We start from the raw sequence: 18,487 nt of genomic DNA on the forward strand, positions 1-18,487 counted from the left end.
ATTCTGCCGTTATTATCGTTTTCTCTCGATTGACCTGTGGTATCTATCGCCCTGCCCTTTTGGCTATATATTTCAGGAGCGACTTCGTGAAGACCTGTCTGGACCTGATTGGCAACACCCCCCTGATTGAACTGATGTCTTTTGATACAAAAGGATCACGTCTTTTTGCCAAGCTGGAGAACCATAATCCCGGTGGATCCATCAAGGATCGTATCGGCCTGAGCATGGTTCGATCCTTTGAAAAAACAGGGGCTCTTAAACCTGGCGGCACTTTGGTGGAAGCTACGGCCGGAAATACCGGACTTGGGCTGGCCTTGGTGGCAGCAACCCGTGGATACCGGTTGATCCTGGTCATTCCCGACAAAATGAGCAAAGAAAAGGTACAGCACCTGAAAGCCATGGGTGCAGAAATTGTTATGACGCGCTCTGACGTAGAAAAGGGACACCCGGATTATTACCAGGAAAAGGCTGAACGCCTTGCTGCCAGCATCCCAGGCGCTGTCTATGTGAACCAGTTTGCCAACCCGGCCAATCCGGCGGCTCACGAGGAAACAACCGGCCCTGAAATCTGGGAACAGATGGAGCATGACGTTGATGCTGTTGTGTGTGGTGTTGGCTCGGGCGGTACCCTGACCGGACTGTCACGTTTTTTCAAACGAGTCAGCCCCAAGACGCGTATTGTACTGGCTGACCCGCGCGGCAGCATTCTGGCTGAATACATCCGGAGCGGCAAGATCGGACAGGCCGGAAGCTGGCTGGTCGAAGGGATAGGCGAAGATTTCCTCCCTCCTATTGCCGACCTCTCAAACGTTTCACATGCCTATACGATCGGTGACCGGGAAGCCTTTGAAACCGCACGTTCCCTGCTTCGGCACGAAGGGGTGCTGGGGGGATCCTCCTGCGGCGTCCTTCTGGCTGCCGCATTACGTTACATTCAGGAGCAGGACAAGCCGCAGCGCGTGGTCACCTTCGTGTGTGACAGCGGCAACAAGTACCTGTCAAAAATGTTCAATGACCAATGGATGGATGAGCACGGCTTCCTGGACCGCTTGAAACACGGTGACCTGCGTGACTTGGTCAGTCGCAGTCACCAACGTGGAGAAACCATCACCGTCGGCCCGGATGACACGTTGAAAACAGCCTGTAACCGGATGAAGCAAGCCGACGTGTCCCAGCTGCCCGTCCTGTCAGGCGACAAGCTTGTTGGCGTACTGGATGAGTCCGATATCCTTCTCGCAGCCCTGGACGATCCGGATACCTTGGCCGATACTGTATCCTCGGCGATGACAAAAAATCCGGAAACCGTTCTGCCATCTGCCACTCTCAGGGATCTGGTGCGCCTGTTCAACCATAACCGGGCTGCGTTGATCGTCGGGTCTGATGGGACCTTCCACGGCCTGATTACCCGCATAGACCTGATTACTCACCTGCGCAATCGGCTTGATACCTGATCTGCTGAGGAGCTTTTCCCGATGTCCTCTAATCATTCCCGTGGCTTTTCCACACGTGCCGTGCACGCTGGACAGACCCCCGATCCCTCGACCGGGGCCGTTATGACTCCGATTTATGCTACGTCCACTTATGCCCAAAGCAGCCCTGGGCAACACAGAGGGTGGGAATATTCAAGATCCGGCAACCCGACACGGCGTGCCTTTGAAGATTGCCTTGCCAGCCTGGAATCCGGTGCCCGTGGCTTTGCCTTTGCATCCGGCCTGGCTGCCGAGGCAGCCATTCTTGACCTTCTTGACCCCGGTGCACACATTATTGCCGTTGATGACCTGTATGGAGGAACATACCGCCTGTTCGAACGTGTTCGCAAACGTACGCAGCATATCGGAGTTTCGTATGTTCCTGCCGATAACATCGATGCCCTGCAGGATGCTATCCAAACTGATACCAGAATGATCTGGGTTGAAACCCCGACCAATCCCCTGCTGAAGATTGCTGATCTAGCTGCCATTGGAACCCTTGGGCGCAAGCACGGTATCCTGACCGTTGCCGACAACACGTTTGCTTCACCAGCCCTGCAGCGCCCGCTGGAACTGGGTTTTGATCTGGTTGTTCACTCTGTAACCAAGTACCTGAACGGGCATTCCGACATGGTTGGGGGAGCTGTTGTAACATCGTCTGACGCCCCGGAGCTTTCGGAACGGCTTGAGTTTCTGCAAAATGCATCGGGCGCTATTTTATCCCCCTTCGACAGTTTCTTGGCCCTCAGGGGCTTGAAGACACTTCCTTTGCGGATGGAGCGTCACTGCCGTAGCGCCATGACCTTGGCTACGTTCCTGTCAGGACACAAGCTTGTTGACCATGTCTGGTACCCGGGCCTTTCCGGGCATGCCGGACACAGCATTGCACAGCGGCAAATGACAGGTGGGTTCGGGGGCATGATCTCCATCCGTCTGAATACAGATCTGGTTGGAACCAAGCGTTTTCTCGAAGGTTTGGAGGTCTTTACCCTGGCTGAGTCTCTCGGTGGTGTTGAAAGCTTGGTCAATCATCCGGCTTTGATGACCCATGCCAGCTTGGGGGAAGAGCGCAGACAAGCCCTTGGAATTACAGACAGCGTTGTCAGGCTTTCCGTCGGGGTAGAAGACCCCGATGATCTGATCGCAGACCTGGAACGGGCCTTGACTGCCATCAATCCGGCCTGAAACAAAGAAGGCTGCATCTGACTTCCGGATGCGGCCTTTTCTCTTACCCCTTGTCGCGCATCAGCCTTTGCTTCTGGCGGTTCCAGTCCCTTTCCTTGACCGTCTCCCGCTTGTCTCCCTTCTTCTTGCCGCTACCCAAGCCAAGCTGAAGTTTGGCAATGCCACGATCATTGAAGTACAAGGACATCGGCACCAAAGACATGCCCTGCCGTGCCAAAGCGGCAAGAAGACGCCGCGCCTCCTTGCGATGCAAAAGAAGCTTACGGGGACGCCTTGTTTCATGCGAGAAGGGGGACTTGGACTGATATTCGGGGATATAGGCGTTGTAAAGCCAGACATCAATCCCATCGCCCATACGCCCTGCATAGGCCTCGGTAATATTACAATGCCCGTGCCGCAAGGACTTTACCTCGGTCCCGGTCAGGACAATCCCGGCTTCGAAGGTATCACTGATCGCATAATCAAAACGGGCACGACGGTTCTGAGCAACAGGCCCCTTGCTGATGAGGCCATTCCCGGAAGGCTTTGACATATCAGGCAACAGCCTCCAGAAGACCGGCATCCGTCATAGCGGCACGCACACATTCCCGGGCATTCTGACTGGCTGGAACCAAGGGAAGGCGGACACGGTCCGAACAATGCCCCAACAGGCTGGCAGCATACTTGACCGGGGCTGGATTGGTTTCACAAAACAGAGCATTGTGTAACGGTACGAGACGATCGCGCAAGGAACTTACCTTTTCCATGTTTCCCTCTTGCCACGCACGGTGCAAATCAGCACATAGGCGAGGGGCAATATTTGAAGTTACAGATATACAGCCATGCCCACCTTGGGCCAGAAAGGCAACTGATGTATGATCATCCCCGGAGAACTGGCAAAAATTGGCGCCAAGAGCAAGACGCAGCTGCGCAGGACGCGACAGGTCAGCCGTAGCATCCTTGATACCGGCTATCCTCGGCAACTCGGCAAGACGCTTCATCGTGTCCAGTGACATGTCAACAACACTGCGCCCGGGGATATTATAAATGAATACAGGCAGACCACAGGAATCGTGTATTGCCTTGTAGTGTTGGTACAGTCCTTCCTGTGTGGGCTTGTTATAGTAGGGCGTTACAACCATAACGGCGTTGGCACCAACCTGTTCTGCGTACCGTGAGCGATCTATGGATTCAGCGGTACAATTGGTGCCCGAGCCAGCCATGACGACAGCACGGCCAGAAGCAGCTTCCACACACAATCTAAGAAGCCCTTTATATTCATCTGGGCTGAGTACCGGCGTCTCCCCCGTTGTTCCTGCCGGAACAACGCCATTGGTACCTTTGTCGATTTGCCAAACGACAAAGTCTTGGAAGGCCCGCTCATCAACAGACCCATCCGCAGAAAATGGCGTAATCAGGGCTGTAAAAGACCCGCTGTACATGGTTGGCTCCGTCAGGCATGGTTTGTTCGGGCACATCAAAGGCCCCAAGCCAAGGCAAGACAATAACGATCCATCAATCCAGGGGCAAGCATTCCCGAACCATGAATTCTGCAAAAACAAGAAACACACAGCATGTTGCTGTCATGCAAATTCCATATGCCACAGTGCGTCCTATCTGCTATACAGCCAAAAGTGTAAAGTTGTTCCGGAAAGCAGGGCATACCCTGCAAACTTGGGGGCAGGCCGAGCGTTGCTGATCTTGCGGAATATACGGAACTCCGTCGCGGTCCTAGCTTTTGTTGCCGGGCTGCAGGTATCAACTTCGTCAGTCTTGGCATCTATTCATTTCAGTGGGTTGAACGCTGGGGATCAGGTTCTGTATACACGGGCCTTGTCGGATGCGGATTCTGACCGATGGGATGATGCCCTACGCAATGGACAGCTTGCCGACAACCCGGTGCTTGTGAACTATCTCAGGTGGCGCTGGCTCACTGATAACGACAGCACCCCAAGCTTTTCCGATGTCCGCGACTTCATCGCAAAATACCCAGACTGGCCCATGATGTCGGTCCTGCAGCGCAAGGCTGAGGAACGAATGACAGGCGATGAGGCCCCCGAAGATCTTCTGAAATGGTTCCGGGCTTGGCCACCACGGACAGGGCGTGGCCGTATGTTTATGGCCGAAGCACTTCTGGCCACAGGCAGGAAGGGCGAAGCCGAGGAGTTGATCCGTGACACATGGATCAGTTACGGCTTGGCACGAAGCGACGAAACCCGTCTGCTCGCCCGGTTCGGGAAGTGGCTTAGAAGTCAGGACCACAGAAAACGCCTTGATGAGCGCCTGTGGGCCGGGGATCTTGGCGATGCCCGTTTCCTTCTGAAGGAGCAACGGGTCGATGCCGATACCCGCACAGTTGCCTTGGCCCGCATCGCGCTGCAGGAACGCTCTGGCGCCGCAGATAGGCTTGTGCGTAACGTTCCCCGCAGCCGCGCCGACGACCCGGGCTTTGTCTTTGACCGAATGGTGTTCCGACGCCAGAAAAACCTGGAAGAGTCCGCTGCCGAACTTCTTGCTCATCCTTCTGCCGACAAGGGAAAACCGGATCTGTGGGCAAAAGAGAGACTGGTCCTGGCCAGAGCGATGCTCGACAAGGGAAATTATCGCAGGGCCTATGACATGGCTCGTAGGCATGCCATTCAAGGCGGAGCCGTCTACGCAGATCTGGAATGGCTGGCCGGGTGGATCGCCCTACGCTTTCTCGATCGCCCCAAAATGGCCCTGCCCCATTTTCGCAATGTTGCATCGGCCGTCAGCTTTCCCATCAGCGTTGCCCGGGCCCACTACTGGATCGGGAGAACACTGGAAACGCTTGGTGACAGCACAGAAGCAAGGAAGGCTTATCTCCGTGCTGCAGACGAACCGACAACGTTCTACGGCCAGCTGGCAGCCGAGCGTACAGGCACCATACCGTCACTGCCTCCCGCGCCACGGGCTTCCGGCGATGAGAAGGAAACCGCCAGCGCACGGTCGCTGACCCTTACAGCCTTGGCCTTGGCCTCATTGGGACGGCAGCAGGAGATGATGCCTTTCCTTATTCGCCTGATCGAAGATGCCAAAACACCGGGAGAGAGGGCCATTGCCCTGAATATCGCACGCGAAGCCGGAACAGAAGCCGGTGTTGCGATCGCGCGCCGTGCAGCACAAAAAGGGCATCATGACCTGGATACGGCATACCCCCTGCCGAATTTTGCGATACCTGATGGTCCGGAAAAGGCATTGATTCTTGCTGTTATTCGCCAGGAAAGTAACTTTGGTACCGACGCAATCAGCGCAGCCGGCGCCCGCGGTTTGATGCAGTTAATGCCCGCCACAGCCAAGGCTGTGGCCAAGCAGCGCGGTGTGTCCATGAAAAATAGCGAGGCGCTGAACCGGCATCCGGATCTGAACGTCTCATTGGGCTCACATTACCTCTCGACGCTTCTGAAGCGCTTTGATGGGTCCTATGCCATGGCCATTGCAGCCTATAACGCAGGGCCAGGACGCCCTGCCCGCTGGGCCCGGGAATATGGAGACCCCCGTACCCGAGAAATTGATACGCTTGACTGGATCGAACGTATTCCGTTCCCGGAAACGCGCAACTATGTGCAAAGGGTTATGGAAGCTGTGGCTGTTTATCGCTATCGTCTGGGATACACTCAGAATGCCTTCCGGATCGGCCGTGATTTGGGAAGCTGATAAACATCATAATTCAAAGTATTGAGGAAATCCAGCTCCTTAAAAGGTCTATCTGATCTTCTTTCATAAGAGATGGCGCATGGCCACATTCTTTGACTTCAATCACGGCAGTACCGGGGCGCATGCTCATACGGTGCGCTGTTTCACGGGATAAAAGACCGGACCGTTCCCCTCGCAGAACCAGGACTGGAATTGTCAGGCTTTCCCATACGGGCCATAGCCCAACATCCTGACCAGCTGTCGCCCGCAACGAAAGCCCGATAGCTGGGTCGTAATGAAAACGAAACCCCCCACTCTCTGGATCTGACTTTAGAGAATATCGCACAAAGTGATCTTGGCGGGATTCCGGAATTGGCCCAAAATCTGCATACCTGTCAAGTACTAGTGACTTTGCAGCAGAATAATCGGGAAATAAGGGGGTATCCCCTACATAATTACGGATGCTCTCTAATGACGCATCATCAATGAATGGCCCCACATCATTCATAACAAGGTATTGAACAGGTGATCCGGGAAGGGCCGCCATAAGCATACCGATAAGCCCACCCATAGATGTTCCTATCCATAGAGTAGGAGGAGAGCCAAAGCGGGATATCAACGTTGTCATATCAGACAGATAACCCGGGTAGGCATAACCAGCAGGATCTACCAGCCAATCGGATTGACCTCGGCCCAGAATATCCGGACAAACGACATGATAATGGGATGCCAACGCATGAGCCAGAAAATCGAAATCTCTCCCGGAGCGCGTCAATCCATGTGCACAGACAACAAGTGGATGCTCTGACCGTCCCCACTCGACCCAAGCCATACGTCGAAAGCCCTCCGGCCGCAGGCACAAGGTACTTCCTGACTGCGGCTCAGGCATCTGGGACATCTCCTGAACAGAGAGTGGCGCTTCTATACGACAGGGAAACCGGACGCAACTGGACTAGCGGCTTGCTGTACGGGCTTCCTGCCCGGAAACCTTGCATTGTGGAAGACCGTCATCTTGGGCTGGCATGGAAGATACAGCAAAACGCTTCAGGCTCTCGGCTGTTTCCAAGGCATTGACGGCATCAAGAACCTTGGCCGCATCCTGACAATACGAAACAACTCCCTGACTGCGGACAGATGCATCGTTGGCCAGGCGAGTCATAAAGCGGTCGAAATGATAGGTAGAGTTCTTCCCGTAAGACCGTTTGAAGTAACCACGCAAATCATGGGCGTTACTCGATAACGCGCTGCTATGGGCTTGGACATAACGGCCATAACTATCGCGAAGGCCAGCCCCACTGTTTCCACACTTCAGGGCCGCAACCATCAGCTCAATATGAAGTTGACGGACGCGAATCGCCTCATCATCGGCTTTATAAAGGCAAGACGATGCAAAAACGCCCTCTGACAACAGAGAAAGAGCAAAGAAGCCGGCCGAGAAAAAAGAAACTCTCACGCGTTCACCATAAATAGGACTTTACAATTAAAAGGCATCATATTGCCTTACCCATCACAAGCACAATTACTTTCTTGCCCTCTCGACCGAGCTGACAGATGGAGTTGCCCTGAGAGCTGCTATTATATTAATAAGATGCTTCACGTCACGAACATCAATATCAACAATCATATCAAAGAACTCGGCCGTACGGCCCGTTATCTTGAGGTTTGTTATATTTCCCATATTCTTGGCTATTATGGTTGATAGAACGCCAAGACTCCCCGTTTCATTAGAGACAACAAGATTAACACGTCCAATATAATTCTGCCCTGTTCCCTCCTGATCCCAAGCTAGGTCAAGCCACCGCTCAGGCTGGTCTGAAAAAGGCCCCAACTGTTCGCAATCAATAGTATGGATTGTAACACCCTTTCCAGTTGTTACAATGCCAACAATACGATCACCGGGGAGAGGGTGGCAGCATTTTGCATAATGGAGCGCCATTCCCGGAATCAATCCCTTGATAGCAACAGCATGCCTCCTGCTACCATTCTTCTCTCGATGGCGACCATCCAGATGCCGGGGCCGTGGCAGTGTCTCTTCTACAGGCTTGGCCATGCGAAGACCGGGGTAGACGGCCAGCACCACCTCCCGCCCGGTATGAATCCCCTCCCCTACATGAGCACAGAGATCATCGACTGTATCAACCTTGAATTTCTTCAGAACGACAGACAGCGCCTTGTCTGTCATCTCGTACCCTTCATCACGAAAGGCTTGGGACAGAATTTTGCGCCCAAGCTCCGTATGCTGGCCTTTCTGCTGATTGCGGATATAGCGCCGAATCCGGGCCCGGGCCTTACCAGAAGCAACAAAACGCTCCCATTCAGGATTGGGCGTTTGCTTGGGACTGGTGATAACCTCGACCTGATCACCATTGGACAAAATGGAACGCAGGGGAACGATCCGGCCATTCACTTTAGCCCCGACACAGGTATCACCAACGTGGGTATGCACCGCATAAGCAAAATCAACCGGCGTTGCGCCTCCCGGCAGAGCGATAAGATCTCCCTTCGGGGTGAAGCAGAAAACCTGATCCTGAAACATCTCCAGCTTGGTATGTTCCAGAAATTCCTCTGGGTTGGTTGCGTGATCCAAGATTTCCAGCAACTCACGCACCCAGCGATACTGCCGTCCATCTGTCAGCGGCCCGGCGGCAGGAACAGCCTCCTGCTTGTAATTCCAGTGCGCCGCAACACCCATCTCTGCGATATCATGCATGGCATGCGTTCGGATCTGGATCTCAATCCGGTGGCGCTGCGGCCCGATAATACCGGTATGGAGAGACTGATAGCCATTAGGCTTAGGCGTTGAAATATAGTCCTTGAAACGCCCCGGAACCATCGGATAGGCCGCATGCAGCAACCCAAGAGTCCTGTAACAGTCTTCTACCGAAGGAACAAGAACCCGGAAGGCCATAATATCTGATAGCTGCTCGAACGCGACATCCTTACGCTGCATCTTGCGCCAGATGGAACAGGGCGTTTTCTCCCTGCCTGATAATGTTGCCTGCACACCCCCATGAGCCAACGTATCACGAAGCTCACCAATCACGCGGGAAACCAGATCTCCGCCCTGCTCTTCAAGGTAACGCAAGCGTGCCACGATCGAGGCATGCGCATCGGGATGCAGCTCTGCAAAAGCGCTTTCTTCAAGCTCAACCTTGAATTCCTGCATGCCTATACGCTCGGCCAAGGGAGCGTATATTTCCATGGTTTCCAGAGCAATACGACGGCGCTTTTCCGGCTTCTTGATGTAGTGTAGCGTGCGCATATTGTGCACGCGGTCCGCAAGCTTTACGAGCAAAACACGAATATCTTCGCTCATGGCAAGAAGGAGTTTACGGAAATTCTCTGCCTGCTTCGTCTGGTCCGACTGAAGCTCTATGCGGGCCAGCTTGGTCACGCCATCAACAAGACGCGCCACATCCCCGCCAAAAAGGCGTGTAACCTCATCAAGGGTTACATCGGTATCCTCGATCGTATCATGGAGAAGAGCCGTGATGATAGTTGCAGTATCAAGGCGATAGCGGGTAAGAATACCAGCGACTTCAACAGGATGAGAGAAATACGGGTCCCCGCTTGCCCGCAACTGTGATCCGTGCCTTTGGACCGCGAAAACATAGGCACGATTGAGGGCATCCTCGTCCGCTGTCGGATCATAGGCCTTGACGCGCTCAACAAGCTCATACTGCCGCATCATTTACCGGGCACCTGTTTTTTCTTCTAGATCAGACCAATAGCATGTCCAACACAAGGGGCCGGTCAATACATGCCAAGGGCAGAACAAGAAAGGGCTGCATACCCACAGCTATGGTATTACAGCCCTTTCAGCAACACAAATACTAACCCGGGATTGATATCAAAATACGATCATAAACCCTCTTCATCAAAGTCACTGTCCTGCATGACGAAGGCACCTTCTCCTTCGGTCTCTGCACTATCCTGGACGGTCAGCGTATCGTCTGTATCATCCAAGATAATCATGGAACCGATTTCCCCGACCGCTTCAACAGAGAGGCTGCCAAAGTCGTCATCTTCAGGCTCATCAACCTCGACGTGACGCTGCAGCCCCTGAATAAGGGCGCTCTGCAAGCTATTCACATCAACCTTGTCTTCTGCGATTTCCCGAAGAGAAACAACGGGGTTTTTATCATTGTCACGCTCGACAAGCACAGGAGCCCCGGACGATATCTGCCGTGATCTTTGGGCAGATACAAGAATCAGATCGAAGCGATTGGGTACCTTGACAACACAATCCTCAACGGTAACTCGGGCCATCGGGCTCTCCCGCAAACAGAACAAGGGACAAAATGGAGGACAGATAAGTCTGCCTGTATAGACGAGTGTTCATCCTCTGACAAGAACCATCATTACTGCGCCGCAAGGCAACGAATTTCCTGTGAAGGATCCAAGGCAGCCATCATATCGGGGATATCTGCCCCTGAAAGCGGGTGAATCCAGTTCGGAGCGATTTCCTGCAAGGGAAACAAGACAAAAGCCCTCTCATGCAGTCGTGGGTGCGGTAACAGCAACCCCTCTCCGCCTTTTTCACCAACGGCGTGAGCATGATAGGCTAAAAGGTCAAGATCTATGACCCTGGATGCATTGGGTTCAGAACGAACCCTGCCCATCACACTCTCAATACGATGCAAGAGGTCCAGAAGATCAGGGGGTGGCAGGTCTGTGTCGACCTGTACAACGGCATTGACGTACCATGGCTGTTCGGATCGTGGCACAGGAGCACTCTCCCACAGTGACGAACGCTCTATAACAGGCACACCATGCTGCTCAAGCAATGTAACAGCTGCATCGAATGCTTGAGCAGGGGAACCCCAAGGCCCTGCAAGATTGGCCCCAAAAGCAACAAAAACAGACACTAGAAACGCTCCCTGTCCTCGATATCCATAACGATACTGGTGATGAATACTGCAAAATTGTTGATTCTGCCTGCAGCCCCGTTGACCTACCTTAACACTGGGCTATAACCTTCACAGAAGTTAACGACAGTACGTATTGCCACCGTTCCGGCATCACAAGGCCTGACCGAAACATACTGAAGGAATAAAAGACATGATTTTTTACCCTGCCGAACGTATTGCCCTGTTTATTGATGGATCCAGTCTGTATGCGGCAGCCCGGGCACTGGGCTTTGATATAGATTACCGCAAACTTCTGGACCTGTTTGCGACCAAGGGACGCCTTATCCGGGCCTTCTACTACACCGTACTGATTGAAGACCAAGATTACTACGCGGCTAAATCACCAGCTTCGCCAGTTCCACAGACCAAATCCCCCTATTCATCTATCAAGCCCCTTGTCGATTGGCTCGACTATAACGGCTACACAATGGTTACAAAGCCTGCGACAAAGGAATATATAGACGCATCCGGCCGACGCAAGGCACGGGGAAGCATGGATATCGAAATGGCCGTTGACGTCATGGAAATGTCCGAGCATCTGGACCACGTTGTCCTGTTCTCCGGCGATGGCGATCTACGCAGACTTGTCGAATCTGTCCAGAAACGTGGACTGCGTGTGACGGTTGTTTCAACGGTCAAGTCCGCATCGCCAATTGCCTCCGACGATCTCCGTAGACAAGCCGACAACTTCCTCGAACTTCTGGACCTTGAACCACTGATTTCCCGCAGCGGTATTGTTCGCCAGGATGAACGCCAGCATTACCAAGCTCATGGCACAGCACAACAGGATGCATCTGTTACGCAAGATGAAAATGCTGCTTCCTGATCACAACTGCTCTCTGTGCCCACGTCTGAGCCATTATATTGCTGAGGCACGGGCAACAAACCCGGGCTGGTTCAATGGGCCCGTGCACCCTTTTGGCGACAGGAATGCACGGCTGCTTATCGTTGGCCTCGCTCCAGGTCTGCGTGGTGCCAACCGCACAGGACGGCCTTTTACCGGTGATTTCGCTGGTGAGGTCCTGTATCCAACCTTGGTAAAATATGGCTTGGCACAAGGTGTCTTCCGGGCGGACCCATCTGATGGACTGGAACTATCCGGGGCCCGCGTGACCAATGCAGTCAAGTGCGTTCCTCCTGAGAATAAACCAACGCCTGAAGAACAGCGACAGTGCCGTCACTTTCTTGCTGCTGATATCGCCGCTATGCCTGACTTGCGGGCCATTCTTGCATTGGGCCGCATCGCACACGATTCTATCTTGACTGTCCTGAATGAGAAAAAGTCCCAGTGGCCGTTCACCCATGGACGCATACACCATATTCCAGGCAAGTCCATTGTCGTGGATACCTATCATACCTCACGCTACAACGTGAATACAGGGCGTCTGACACTTGATATGTTTGAGCGCGTCATTGCATCGCTCTTGCCAATACTAGACGCATAAATAAATGCCGGGGCTTTTATCTAAAATCCCCGGCATTTTTACGCAATTTCTTGTTATTGGACAGCTTCTTTCAGGCCCTTGCCGGCACGGAATTTTGGCTGCTTGGATGCCGGAATCTTGATGACATCCCCTGTACGTGGGTTGCGCCCTTCTGTCGCCGCACGCCGGGATATGGAGAACGTACCAAACCCCACAAGCCGCACCTCATCACCTTTTTTCAGGGATGAAGTGATTGTGGAGAATATCCCATCAATAGCACGCCCCGCATCATTCTTGCTCAACCCGCTTGTCTCGGCAACGGCAGCAATCAATTCACTTTTATTCACGTGAAGCTCCCTTCTGTCATGACAAAAACAGAACTGGCAGAATCTGCGGAAGAACCGGACCTGCACAATGGAAATCAGATCATCAGCGCTGCATTCCGTCAACGTCATACTGATAGAGGAAGAGTATATTTCTCTCATTCACCCTCTTACCTAACTTGTGGATTGATATATTTCTAATAAAGAATCCATGCATCAATAGCATTCAACAACAAAACGGGGTCCAGAAAGGACCCCGTCATGCGCATGTTTGAGACTGGTGGAAACACTCAGTGAGGTCGAATATCCGTCACATCATCGTCACGGGAACGTGCCATATCTGCAGCTTTGTTTTCTTCGTCCTCCGACCATTCGATCGGAATGGGACGCTCAACCAAGGCATGGTCCAAGACTTCATCAACTGTCGAAACAGGAATGATTCGTAGTCCCTTCCTGACATTGTCAGGGATTTCAGCCAAGTCCTTCTCATTCTCCTGCGGAATCAGAACAGTCTTGATACCGCCGCGCAAAGCGGCCAGCAATTTTTCTTTTAGCCCGCCAATTGCCAAAACGCGTCCTCGCAGAGTTACTTCGCCGGTCATCGCCACATCAGCCCGAATCTTGATGCCAGTTAACGTCGACACGATGGCTGTCGACATGGCAACCCCGGCAGAAGGCCCGTCTTTGGGTGTCGCCCCTTCAGGAACATGGACGTGGATATCCTTACGATCAAAAATGGTCGGTTTCAGACCAAACGTCGTTGCCCGTGAGCGGACATAGGATCGGGCGGCTTCTATAGACTCTTTCATGACGTCGCCCAGCTGACCTGTAACGGTAAACTTGCCTTTTCCGGGAACAGTAACCGCCTCAATGCACAAGAGATCGCCACCAACCTCTGTCCAAGCCAAACCCGTTACAACACCGACCAAGTCCTCCAGCTCCGCCTCGCCATAGCGATACTTACGGACCCCGGCGTATTTCTCAAGGTTCTTTGGGCTAACCGCGACTTTTTTCAGGCCACGCAACAGAATTTCCTTGGTTGCTTTGCGGGTCAAGGTTGCCAGCTCTCTTTCCAGGTTACGAACGCCGGCTTCACGTGTGTAATAGCGAACCAAGTCACGAAGGGCCTGATCCGTAATAGACCATTCATCTTTCTTCAGGCCATGGGCTTCCATTTGCTTGGGTATCAAATGGCGCCGGCAGATCTCCACTTTCTCATCCTCAGTATACCCGGACAGCCGTATAATCTCCATCCGGTCGAGCAAAGGCTGCGGCATCCTGAGCGTATTGGCTGTGCACACAAACATCACGTCGGAAAGATCGTAATCCACCTCCAAGTAATGATCCTGGAACGTCGTATTCTGCTCGGGATCCAACACTTCCAGCAAAGCAGACGACGGATCACCGCGCCAATCCTGCCCCAACTTGTCAACCTCATCCAGGAGGAACAGGGGGTTGGATGTCTTGGCCTTCTTCATGCCCTGAATAACCTTGCCCGGCATCGACCCTATGTAGGTACGACGATGTCCCCGTATTTCGGATTCATCACGCACGCCACCAAGCGAGACACGGACAAAGCTACGATTTGTCGACTTTGCGATGGACTGACCAAGAGACGTCTTGCCGACACCCGGCGGTCCCACCAAGCACAGGATAGGCCCCTTTAGTTTGCGCGTACGCTGCTGAACAGCAAGATACTCCAGGATGCGTTCCTTGACCTTCTCAAGACCATAGTGATCCGTGTCAAGGACCTTGCCTGCCGCCTTGACGTCATTGCGCACTTTAGAGGGTTTTTTCCAAGGAATAGACAGCATCCAGTCAAGATAATTGCGAACAACCGTTGCCTCAGCCGACATGGGACTCATTGACTTCAGCTTACGCAACTCGCCCTGAGCTTTTTCCTTGGATTCCTTGGAAAGCTTAGTTTTATTTATGCGCTCCTCAAGCTCGGCAATTTCATCTTTTCCATCCTCACCTTCGCCAAGCTCTTTCTGAATCGCCTTCATGCGCTCATTCAAATAGTACTCGCGCTGAGTCTTCTCCATCTGCCGCTTGACACGGTTACTGATACGCTTTTCAACCTGTAAAACGCCAATCTCGGACTCCATATGCCCCAGAATGCGCTCCAGGCGTTCTGTAATGGTCTGGAGCTCAAGCAGTTCCTGCTTCTCAGAAATTTTCAGCGAAAGGTGAGAGGCTACGGTATCTGCCAGCTTGGCAGAATCTTCGATCTGATTGATCGAGACAAGAACTTCAGGCGGTATTTTCTTGTTGAGCTTTATGTACTGCTCGAAACGGCTGGTTACGGAACGGGCAAGAGCCTCAAGCTCCTGACTGTCGCCCTCTTCCTCTTCCAGCAGAACGACCCCTGCTTCATAAAACTCTTCACGCGGGCCATAAGCAGTAATACGGGCACGTTGCCCACCTTCCACCAGAACTTTGACCGTCCCGTCAGGCAGTTTCAGCAGCTGCAAAACCGTCGAAAGTGTCCCAACGTCATAGATATCCTGCGGAGACGGATCGTCCTGTGATGCATTTTTCTGGGCAACAAGCAGGATCTGCTTGTCATCCGTCATAACATCCTCAAGCGCACGGACACTCTTCTCACGACCCACAAACAGCGGGACAATCATGTGCGGGAAGACGACAATGTCCCGCAAGGGCAGGACAGGGAAAGTTTGCAATGAGCCCGTCTCCACAATGAACCTCTTCTTTCCGACAACCGGCCCTCCCAGAGGCACCAAGTCGCTTTTGTGACTTCAAAATCAAGGCAAGAACCGCGAAAAACGGCCCTGAGCACCAAGTGTAGATGGGATATAAGCAGAAACCAAGCTGCCAGCCACTGTTATTGCGTTAAAAATCGATTCTGACGGCAAAAATATGCTTCCAGGAACGTAGATAAGGCAGCAGAAGAGCAGCACACTCACTGTAAAAGGTGCTGCTCGGAAGGCAACAAGGACCTATCTTCGGTGGAAAATTGCGGGAGAAGAATAACCTGCTCACCCAGGCGCCCCATATTAAACATAACACGTGCCCGCTCTTCCAGAAGATCCGGATCTATTCCTTCTGGCCGGAGTAAGGAAACCCGATTTTCAAGATCAGCCCGTTTTGCCTGCAAGGCTTGAAGGGCAGATTCTGCGCGCACTATTTCCTGACGAATTTGCCACCACGAGAACAGGCCGCGGTCACCTTGGATGGCATGAAATGCAAAATAAAAAACCGCAGCCATGCCCAGAAGGGGAGCAATAGCCTTGTTCAGCCTTCGACGTATTTCTTCAACCATGGACATGGTTTACAATAAACACCGCATCTCATGTGGGTCAATATAGCACAGCAGGTGATAATACTCTATACCACCTGCTGTGCACTGAAAACTAACCCCGCAGAATACTGCGCCCGGCGTAAACAGCAGAACCGCCCAACAGCTCCTCAATGCGAATAAGCTGATTGTACTTGGCAATACGATCCGACCGGCTCAACGAACCCGTCTTGATCTGCCCGCAATTGGTCGCCACAGCAATATCAGCAATGGTGCTGTCTTCTGTTTCACCAGAACGGTGGGAAAGAACAGACGTATACCCTGCCCTATGCGCAACCTCTACAGCCTGTAAAGTTTCGGAGAGCGTGCCGATCTGGTTGACCTTAACAAGAATAGAGTTGGCAACACCTTCGCCCAGACCGCGGGAAAGGCGCTCGGCGTTGGTCACAAAAAGATCATCACCAACAAGCTGTACCTTCTTACCCAGTGCATCGGTAAGAAGTTTCCAGCCGGCCCAGTCATCCTCAGCCAATCCATCCTCAATGGAAAAGATCGGATAGCGACCAGAAAGATCCTCATAATAGCGGACCATCTGCCCCGCATCGAGCACCTTGCCTTCGCCTTCCATACGGTAACGCCCATCACGGAAAAACTCCGTCGAGGCTGCATCAAGCGCCAGAACGATGTCGTCCCCCGGTCTGTAACCGGCCTTCTCGACAGCCTTTGTGATGAAACCAAGCGCTTCATCCGCTGACTTCAGATCGGGGGCAAAGCCGCCCTCGTCACCCACATTGGTGTTATGGCCTGCGTCGCTCAACTGCTTCTTCAGCGCATGAAAAACTTCTGCCCCCATACGTACCGCATCCGCCATGCTGTCGGCAGAAACCGGCATAATCATGAATTCCTGGATATCAATTGGATTATCGGCATGTTGACCGCCATTGATGATATTCATCATCGGAACCGGAAGAGTCCGGGCGAACACCCCGCCAACATACCGATAAAAAGGCAGACTGACCTCATCAGCTGCAGCCTTGGCAACAGCCAAGGAAACACCAAGAACAGCATTGGCACCCAGACGAGCCTTATTCGGTGTGCCATCGAGGTCAATCATAGCTTGGTCAATATCAATCTGCTCTTCAGCATCCATACCGGCCAAAGCTGGAAAAATTTCATCATTGACCGCATCAACAGCTTTCAGAACACCCTTACCCAAATAACGGGCCTTGTCCCCGTCACGCAGCTCAACAGCCTCATGGGCACCCGTTGACGCTCCGGAAGGAACAGCAGCACGTCCAAAAGCACCACTTTCCAGGACAACATCAACCTCAACGGTCGGATTTCCACGTGAATCAAGAATCTCACGTGCGTGCACGTCGACAATAGCGGTCATGACAGAACAAACTCCTCAGGAAAGGTGTACCGGATGCTGTTTAGCCAAGCGATCAAATGCGGAAAGCTCGCGCAAAAGGGCCGACATCTGGTGAAGGGGGATCATATTCGGGCCGTCAGAAGGCGCCCTGTCCGGATCTTCATGCGTCTCGATGAACACACCGGCCAAACCCAAAGACAGGGCAGCACGGGCAAGAACAGGAGCAAACTCACGCTGCCCACCAGAAGAAGAACCGCGTCCACCTGGCTGCTGCACGGCATGCGTTGCATCAATAATAACCGGGCACCCCGTATCACGGGCCATAATGGGCAAACCACGCATATCCACAACCAAGGTATTGTAGCCAAAAGATGCGCCACGCTCAGTCAGAAGGACAGAGGAATTCCCGGCATCATCCAGTTTGGAGACAACGTTTTTCATGTCCCAAGGCGCCAGAAACTGCCCCTTCTTGACATTGACCACACGTCCTGTACCAGCTGCCGCTACCAACAGGTCTGTCTGTCGGCACAAGAAGGCCGGAATCTGTAACACATCAACGACAGGGGCCACCTCCGCGCACTGCCACGGCTCGTGTACGTCTGTAAGAACAGGGATGGAGAAAAGCCTGCGAATGTCGTCAAAAACAGGAAGCGCCGCCTCCAGTCCCGCTCCCCTCTTCCCACTTGAAGATGTCCTGTTGGCTTTATCAAAAGACGTCTTGTAAATCAGCGGGATACCAGCCTCGGTACAGATCTCGACGAGACGACCCGCTGTATCCAGCGCATGATCGCGGCTCTCCATCTGACACGGCCCTGCAATGAGAACCATCGGCAGGTCATTGCCAAGAACAAGACTACCGACAGAAACGCGACGCGGCGGAGTAACTGAGTTTGACATCAAAACCGTCCT

The 18,487-nt window shown here is 53.0% G+C and carries 17 protein-coding genes; 5 read left to right on the forward strand and 12 right to left on the reverse strand.

Annotated features, from left to right (window positions below; translation table 11 throughout):
• Window positions 1-86 precede the first annotated feature (86 nt).
• Window positions 87-1,451 carry a cystathionine beta-synthase gene (locus HEQ60_RS01860; protein WP_322099268.1) on the forward strand — a complete coding sequence of 455 codons (1,365 nt, stop codon included), beginning with the start codon at window positions 87-89 and terminating at the stop codon, window positions 1,449-1,451.
• A gap of 21 nt (window positions 1,452-1,472) precedes the next feature.
• On the forward strand, window positions 1,473-2,654 hold the full coding sequence (locus tag HEQ60_RS01865; protein ID WP_168068885.1) for a trans-sulfuration enzyme family protein: 1,182 nt from the start codon (window positions 1,473-1,475) through the stop codon (window positions 2,652-2,654).
• A 43-nt stretch (window positions 2,655-2,697) separates the two neighbouring features.
• Here the strand turns inward: HEQ60_RS01865 and smpB are convergent, their stop codons facing one another.
• Together smpB and dapA are read right to left on the reverse strand one after the other, a co-directional pair.
• Window positions 2,698-3,186 (reverse strand): SsrA-binding protein SmpB, encoded by a 489-nt coding sequence (gene smpB, locus HEQ60_RS01870; RefSeq protein WP_168018946.1) that lies wholly within the window; start codon window positions 3,184-3,186, stop codon window positions 2,698-2,700.
• Window position 3,187: 1 nt separating this feature from the next.
• Window positions 3,188-4,075, reverse strand: coding sequence for a 4-hydroxy-tetrahydrodipicolinate synthase (dapA, locus tag HEQ60_RS01875; RefSeq protein ID WP_168068887.1), 888 nt, complete (start codon window positions 4,073-4,075; stop codon window positions 3,188-3,190).
• 232 nt (window positions 4,076-4,307) lie between these two features.
• On the opposite strand from dapA, the gene HEQ60_RS01880 reads away from it, so the two are divergent.
• Window positions 4,308-6,311, forward strand: coding sequence for a lytic transglycosylase domain-containing protein (locus tag HEQ60_RS01880; RefSeq protein WP_209315351.1), 2,004 nt, complete (start codon window positions 4,308-4,310; stop codon window positions 6,309-6,311).
• Window positions 6,312-6,324: 13 nt separating this feature from the next.
• On the opposite strand, the gene HEQ60_RS01885 is transcribed toward HEQ60_RS01880, so the two are convergent.
• The 5 genes from HEQ60_RS01885 to folK form a co-directional block, all read right to left on the reverse strand.
• On the reverse strand, window positions 6,325-7,179 hold the full coding sequence (locus tag HEQ60_RS01885) for an alpha/beta fold hydrolase (protein WP_245183691.1): 855 nt from the start codon (window positions 7,177-7,179) through the stop codon (window positions 6,325-6,327).
• A 63-nt stretch (window positions 7,180-7,242) separates the two neighbouring features.
• Entirely contained in the window at window positions 7,243-7,743 is a 501-nt protein-coding gene (locus tag HEQ60_RS01890; RefSeq protein ID WP_168068893.1) for a hypothetical protein, read from the reverse strand.
• 66 nt (window positions 7,744-7,809) lie between these two features.
• On the reverse strand, window positions 7,810-9,981 hold the full coding sequence (locus HEQ60_RS01895) for a RelA/SpoT family protein (protein ID WP_168068895.1): 2,172 nt from the start codon (window positions 9,979-9,981) through the stop codon (window positions 7,810-7,812).
• 170 nt (window positions 9,982-10,151) lie between these two features.
• Window positions 10,152-10,559: a DNA-directed RNA polymerase subunit omega gene (gene rpoZ / locus HEQ60_RS01900; protein WP_168068897.1), complete on the reverse strand. Its 408-nt coding sequence runs from the start codon at window positions 10,557-10,559 to the stop codon at window positions 10,152-10,154.
• A gap of 92 nt (window positions 10,560-10,651) precedes the next feature.
• The gene (folK, locus tag HEQ60_RS01905) at window positions 10,652-11,158 is read right to left on the reverse strand and encodes a 2-amino-4-hydroxy-6-hydroxymethyldihydropteridine diphosphokinase (protein WP_168068899.1); all 507 of its coding nucleotides are present in this window, start codon (window positions 11,156-11,158) and stop codon (window positions 10,652-10,654) included.
• Window positions 11,159-11,351: 193 nt separating this feature from the next.
• Here folK and HEQ60_RS01910 point away from each other — a divergent pair, with 193 nt between their 5' ends.
• Together HEQ60_RS01910 and HEQ60_RS01915 are read left to right on the forward strand one after the other, a co-directional pair.
• Window positions 11,352-12,026, forward strand: coding sequence for an NYN domain-containing protein (locus HEQ60_RS01910; RefSeq protein ID WP_168068901.1), 675 nt, complete (start codon window positions 11,352-11,354; stop codon window positions 12,024-12,026).
• Window positions 12,013-12,645: a uracil-DNA glycosylase gene (locus HEQ60_RS01915; RefSeq protein ID WP_322099269.1), complete on the forward strand. Its 633-nt coding sequence runs from the start codon at window positions 12,013-12,015 to the stop codon at window positions 12,643-12,645. The genes HEQ60_RS01910 and HEQ60_RS01915 overlap by 14 nt, the downstream gene beginning before the upstream one ends.
• 53 nt (window positions 12,646-12,698) lie before the next feature.
• On the opposite strand, the gene HEQ60_RS01920 is transcribed toward HEQ60_RS01915, so the two are convergent.
• From HEQ60_RS01920 to kdsA, 5 genes are all read right to left on the reverse strand, one after another.
• Window positions 12,699-12,971: an HU family DNA-binding protein gene (locus HEQ60_RS01920; RefSeq protein WP_066136840.1), complete on the reverse strand. Its 273-nt coding sequence runs from the start codon at window positions 12,969-12,971 to the stop codon at window positions 12,699-12,701.
• A gap of 266 nt (window positions 12,972-13,237) precedes the next feature.
• Window positions 13,238-15,580, reverse strand: a complete 2,343-nt coding sequence (gene lon, locus HEQ60_RS01925; RefSeq protein WP_245183720.1) for an endopeptidase La — start codon at window positions 15,578-15,580, stop codon at window positions 13,238-13,240.
• Window positions 15,581-15,870: 290 nt separating this feature from the next.
• Window positions 15,871-16,236, reverse strand: a complete 366-nt coding sequence (locus HEQ60_RS01930; protein WP_245183692.1) for an FtsB family cell division protein — start codon at window positions 16,234-16,236, stop codon at window positions 15,871-15,873.
• Between the two features lie 85 nt (window positions 16,237-16,321).
• On the reverse strand, window positions 16,322-17,599 hold the full coding sequence (gene eno, locus HEQ60_RS01935) for a phosphopyruvate hydratase (protein ID WP_168068905.1): 1,278 nt from the start codon (window positions 17,597-17,599) through the stop codon (window positions 16,322-16,324).
• Between the two features lie 15 nt (window positions 17,600-17,614).
• Window positions 17,615-18,475 (reverse strand): 3-deoxy-8-phosphooctulonate synthase, encoded by an 861-nt coding sequence (kdsA, locus tag HEQ60_RS01940; protein WP_168068907.1) that lies wholly within the window; start codon window positions 18,473-18,475, stop codon window positions 17,615-17,617.
• Window positions 18,476-18,487: the final 12 nt, after the last annotated feature.

It is taken from the genome of Haematospirillum sp. H1815 (assembly GCF_012102705.1).
Classification (GTDB): Bacteria; Pseudomonadota; Alphaproteobacteria; order Rhodospirillales; family Rhodospirillaceae; genus Haematospirillum.

Bases quoted from the DNA above. Each gene is read 5' to 3' on its own strand.
- eno (WP_168068905.1), bottom strand. From the start codon at position 17,599: ATGACCGCTATTGTCGACGTGCACGCACGTGAGATTCTTGATTCACGT.
- HEQ60_RS01915 (WP_322099269.1), top strand. From the start codon at position 12,013: ATGCTGCTTCCTGATCACAACTGCTCTCTGTGCCCACGTCTGAGCCAT.
- HEQ60_RS01865 (WP_168068885.1), top strand. From the start codon at position 1,473: ATGTCCTCTAATCATTCCCGTGGCTTTTCCACACGTGCCGTGCACGCT.
- HEQ60_RS01895 (WP_168068895.1), bottom strand. From the start codon at position 9,981: ATGATGCGGCAGTATGAGCTTGTTGAGCGCGTCAAGGCCTATGATCCG.
- dapA (WP_168068887.1), bottom strand. From the start codon at position 4,075: ATGTACAGCGGGTCTTTTACAGCCCTGATTACGCCATTTTCTGCGGAT.
- kdsA (WP_168068907.1), bottom strand. From the start codon at position 18,475: ATGTCAAACTCAGTTACTCCGCCGCGTCGCGTTTCTGTCGGTAGTCTT.
- smpB (WP_168018946.1), bottom strand. From the start codon at position 3,186: ATGTCAAAGCCTTCCGGGAATGGCCTCATCAGCAAGGGGCCTGTTGCT.
- rpoZ (WP_168068897.1), bottom strand. From the start codon at position 10,559: ATGGCCCGAGTTACCGTTGAGGATTGTGTTGTCAAGGTACCCAATCGC.
- HEQ60_RS01930 (WP_245183692.1), bottom strand. From the start codon at position 16,236: ATGTCCATGGTTGAAGAAATACGTCGAAGGCTGAACAAGGCTATTGCT.
- HEQ60_RS01885 (WP_245183691.1), bottom strand. From the start codon at position 7,179: ATGCCTGAGCCGCAGTCAGGAAGTACCTTGTGCCTGCGGCCGGAGGGC.
- HEQ60_RS01910 (WP_168068901.1), top strand. From the start codon at position 11,352: ATGATTTTTTACCCTGCCGAACGTATTGCCCTGTTTATTGATGGATCC.
- lon (WP_245183720.1), bottom strand. From the start codon at position 15,580: ATGATTGTCCCGCTGTTTGTGGGTCGTGAGAAGAGTGTCCGTGCGCTT.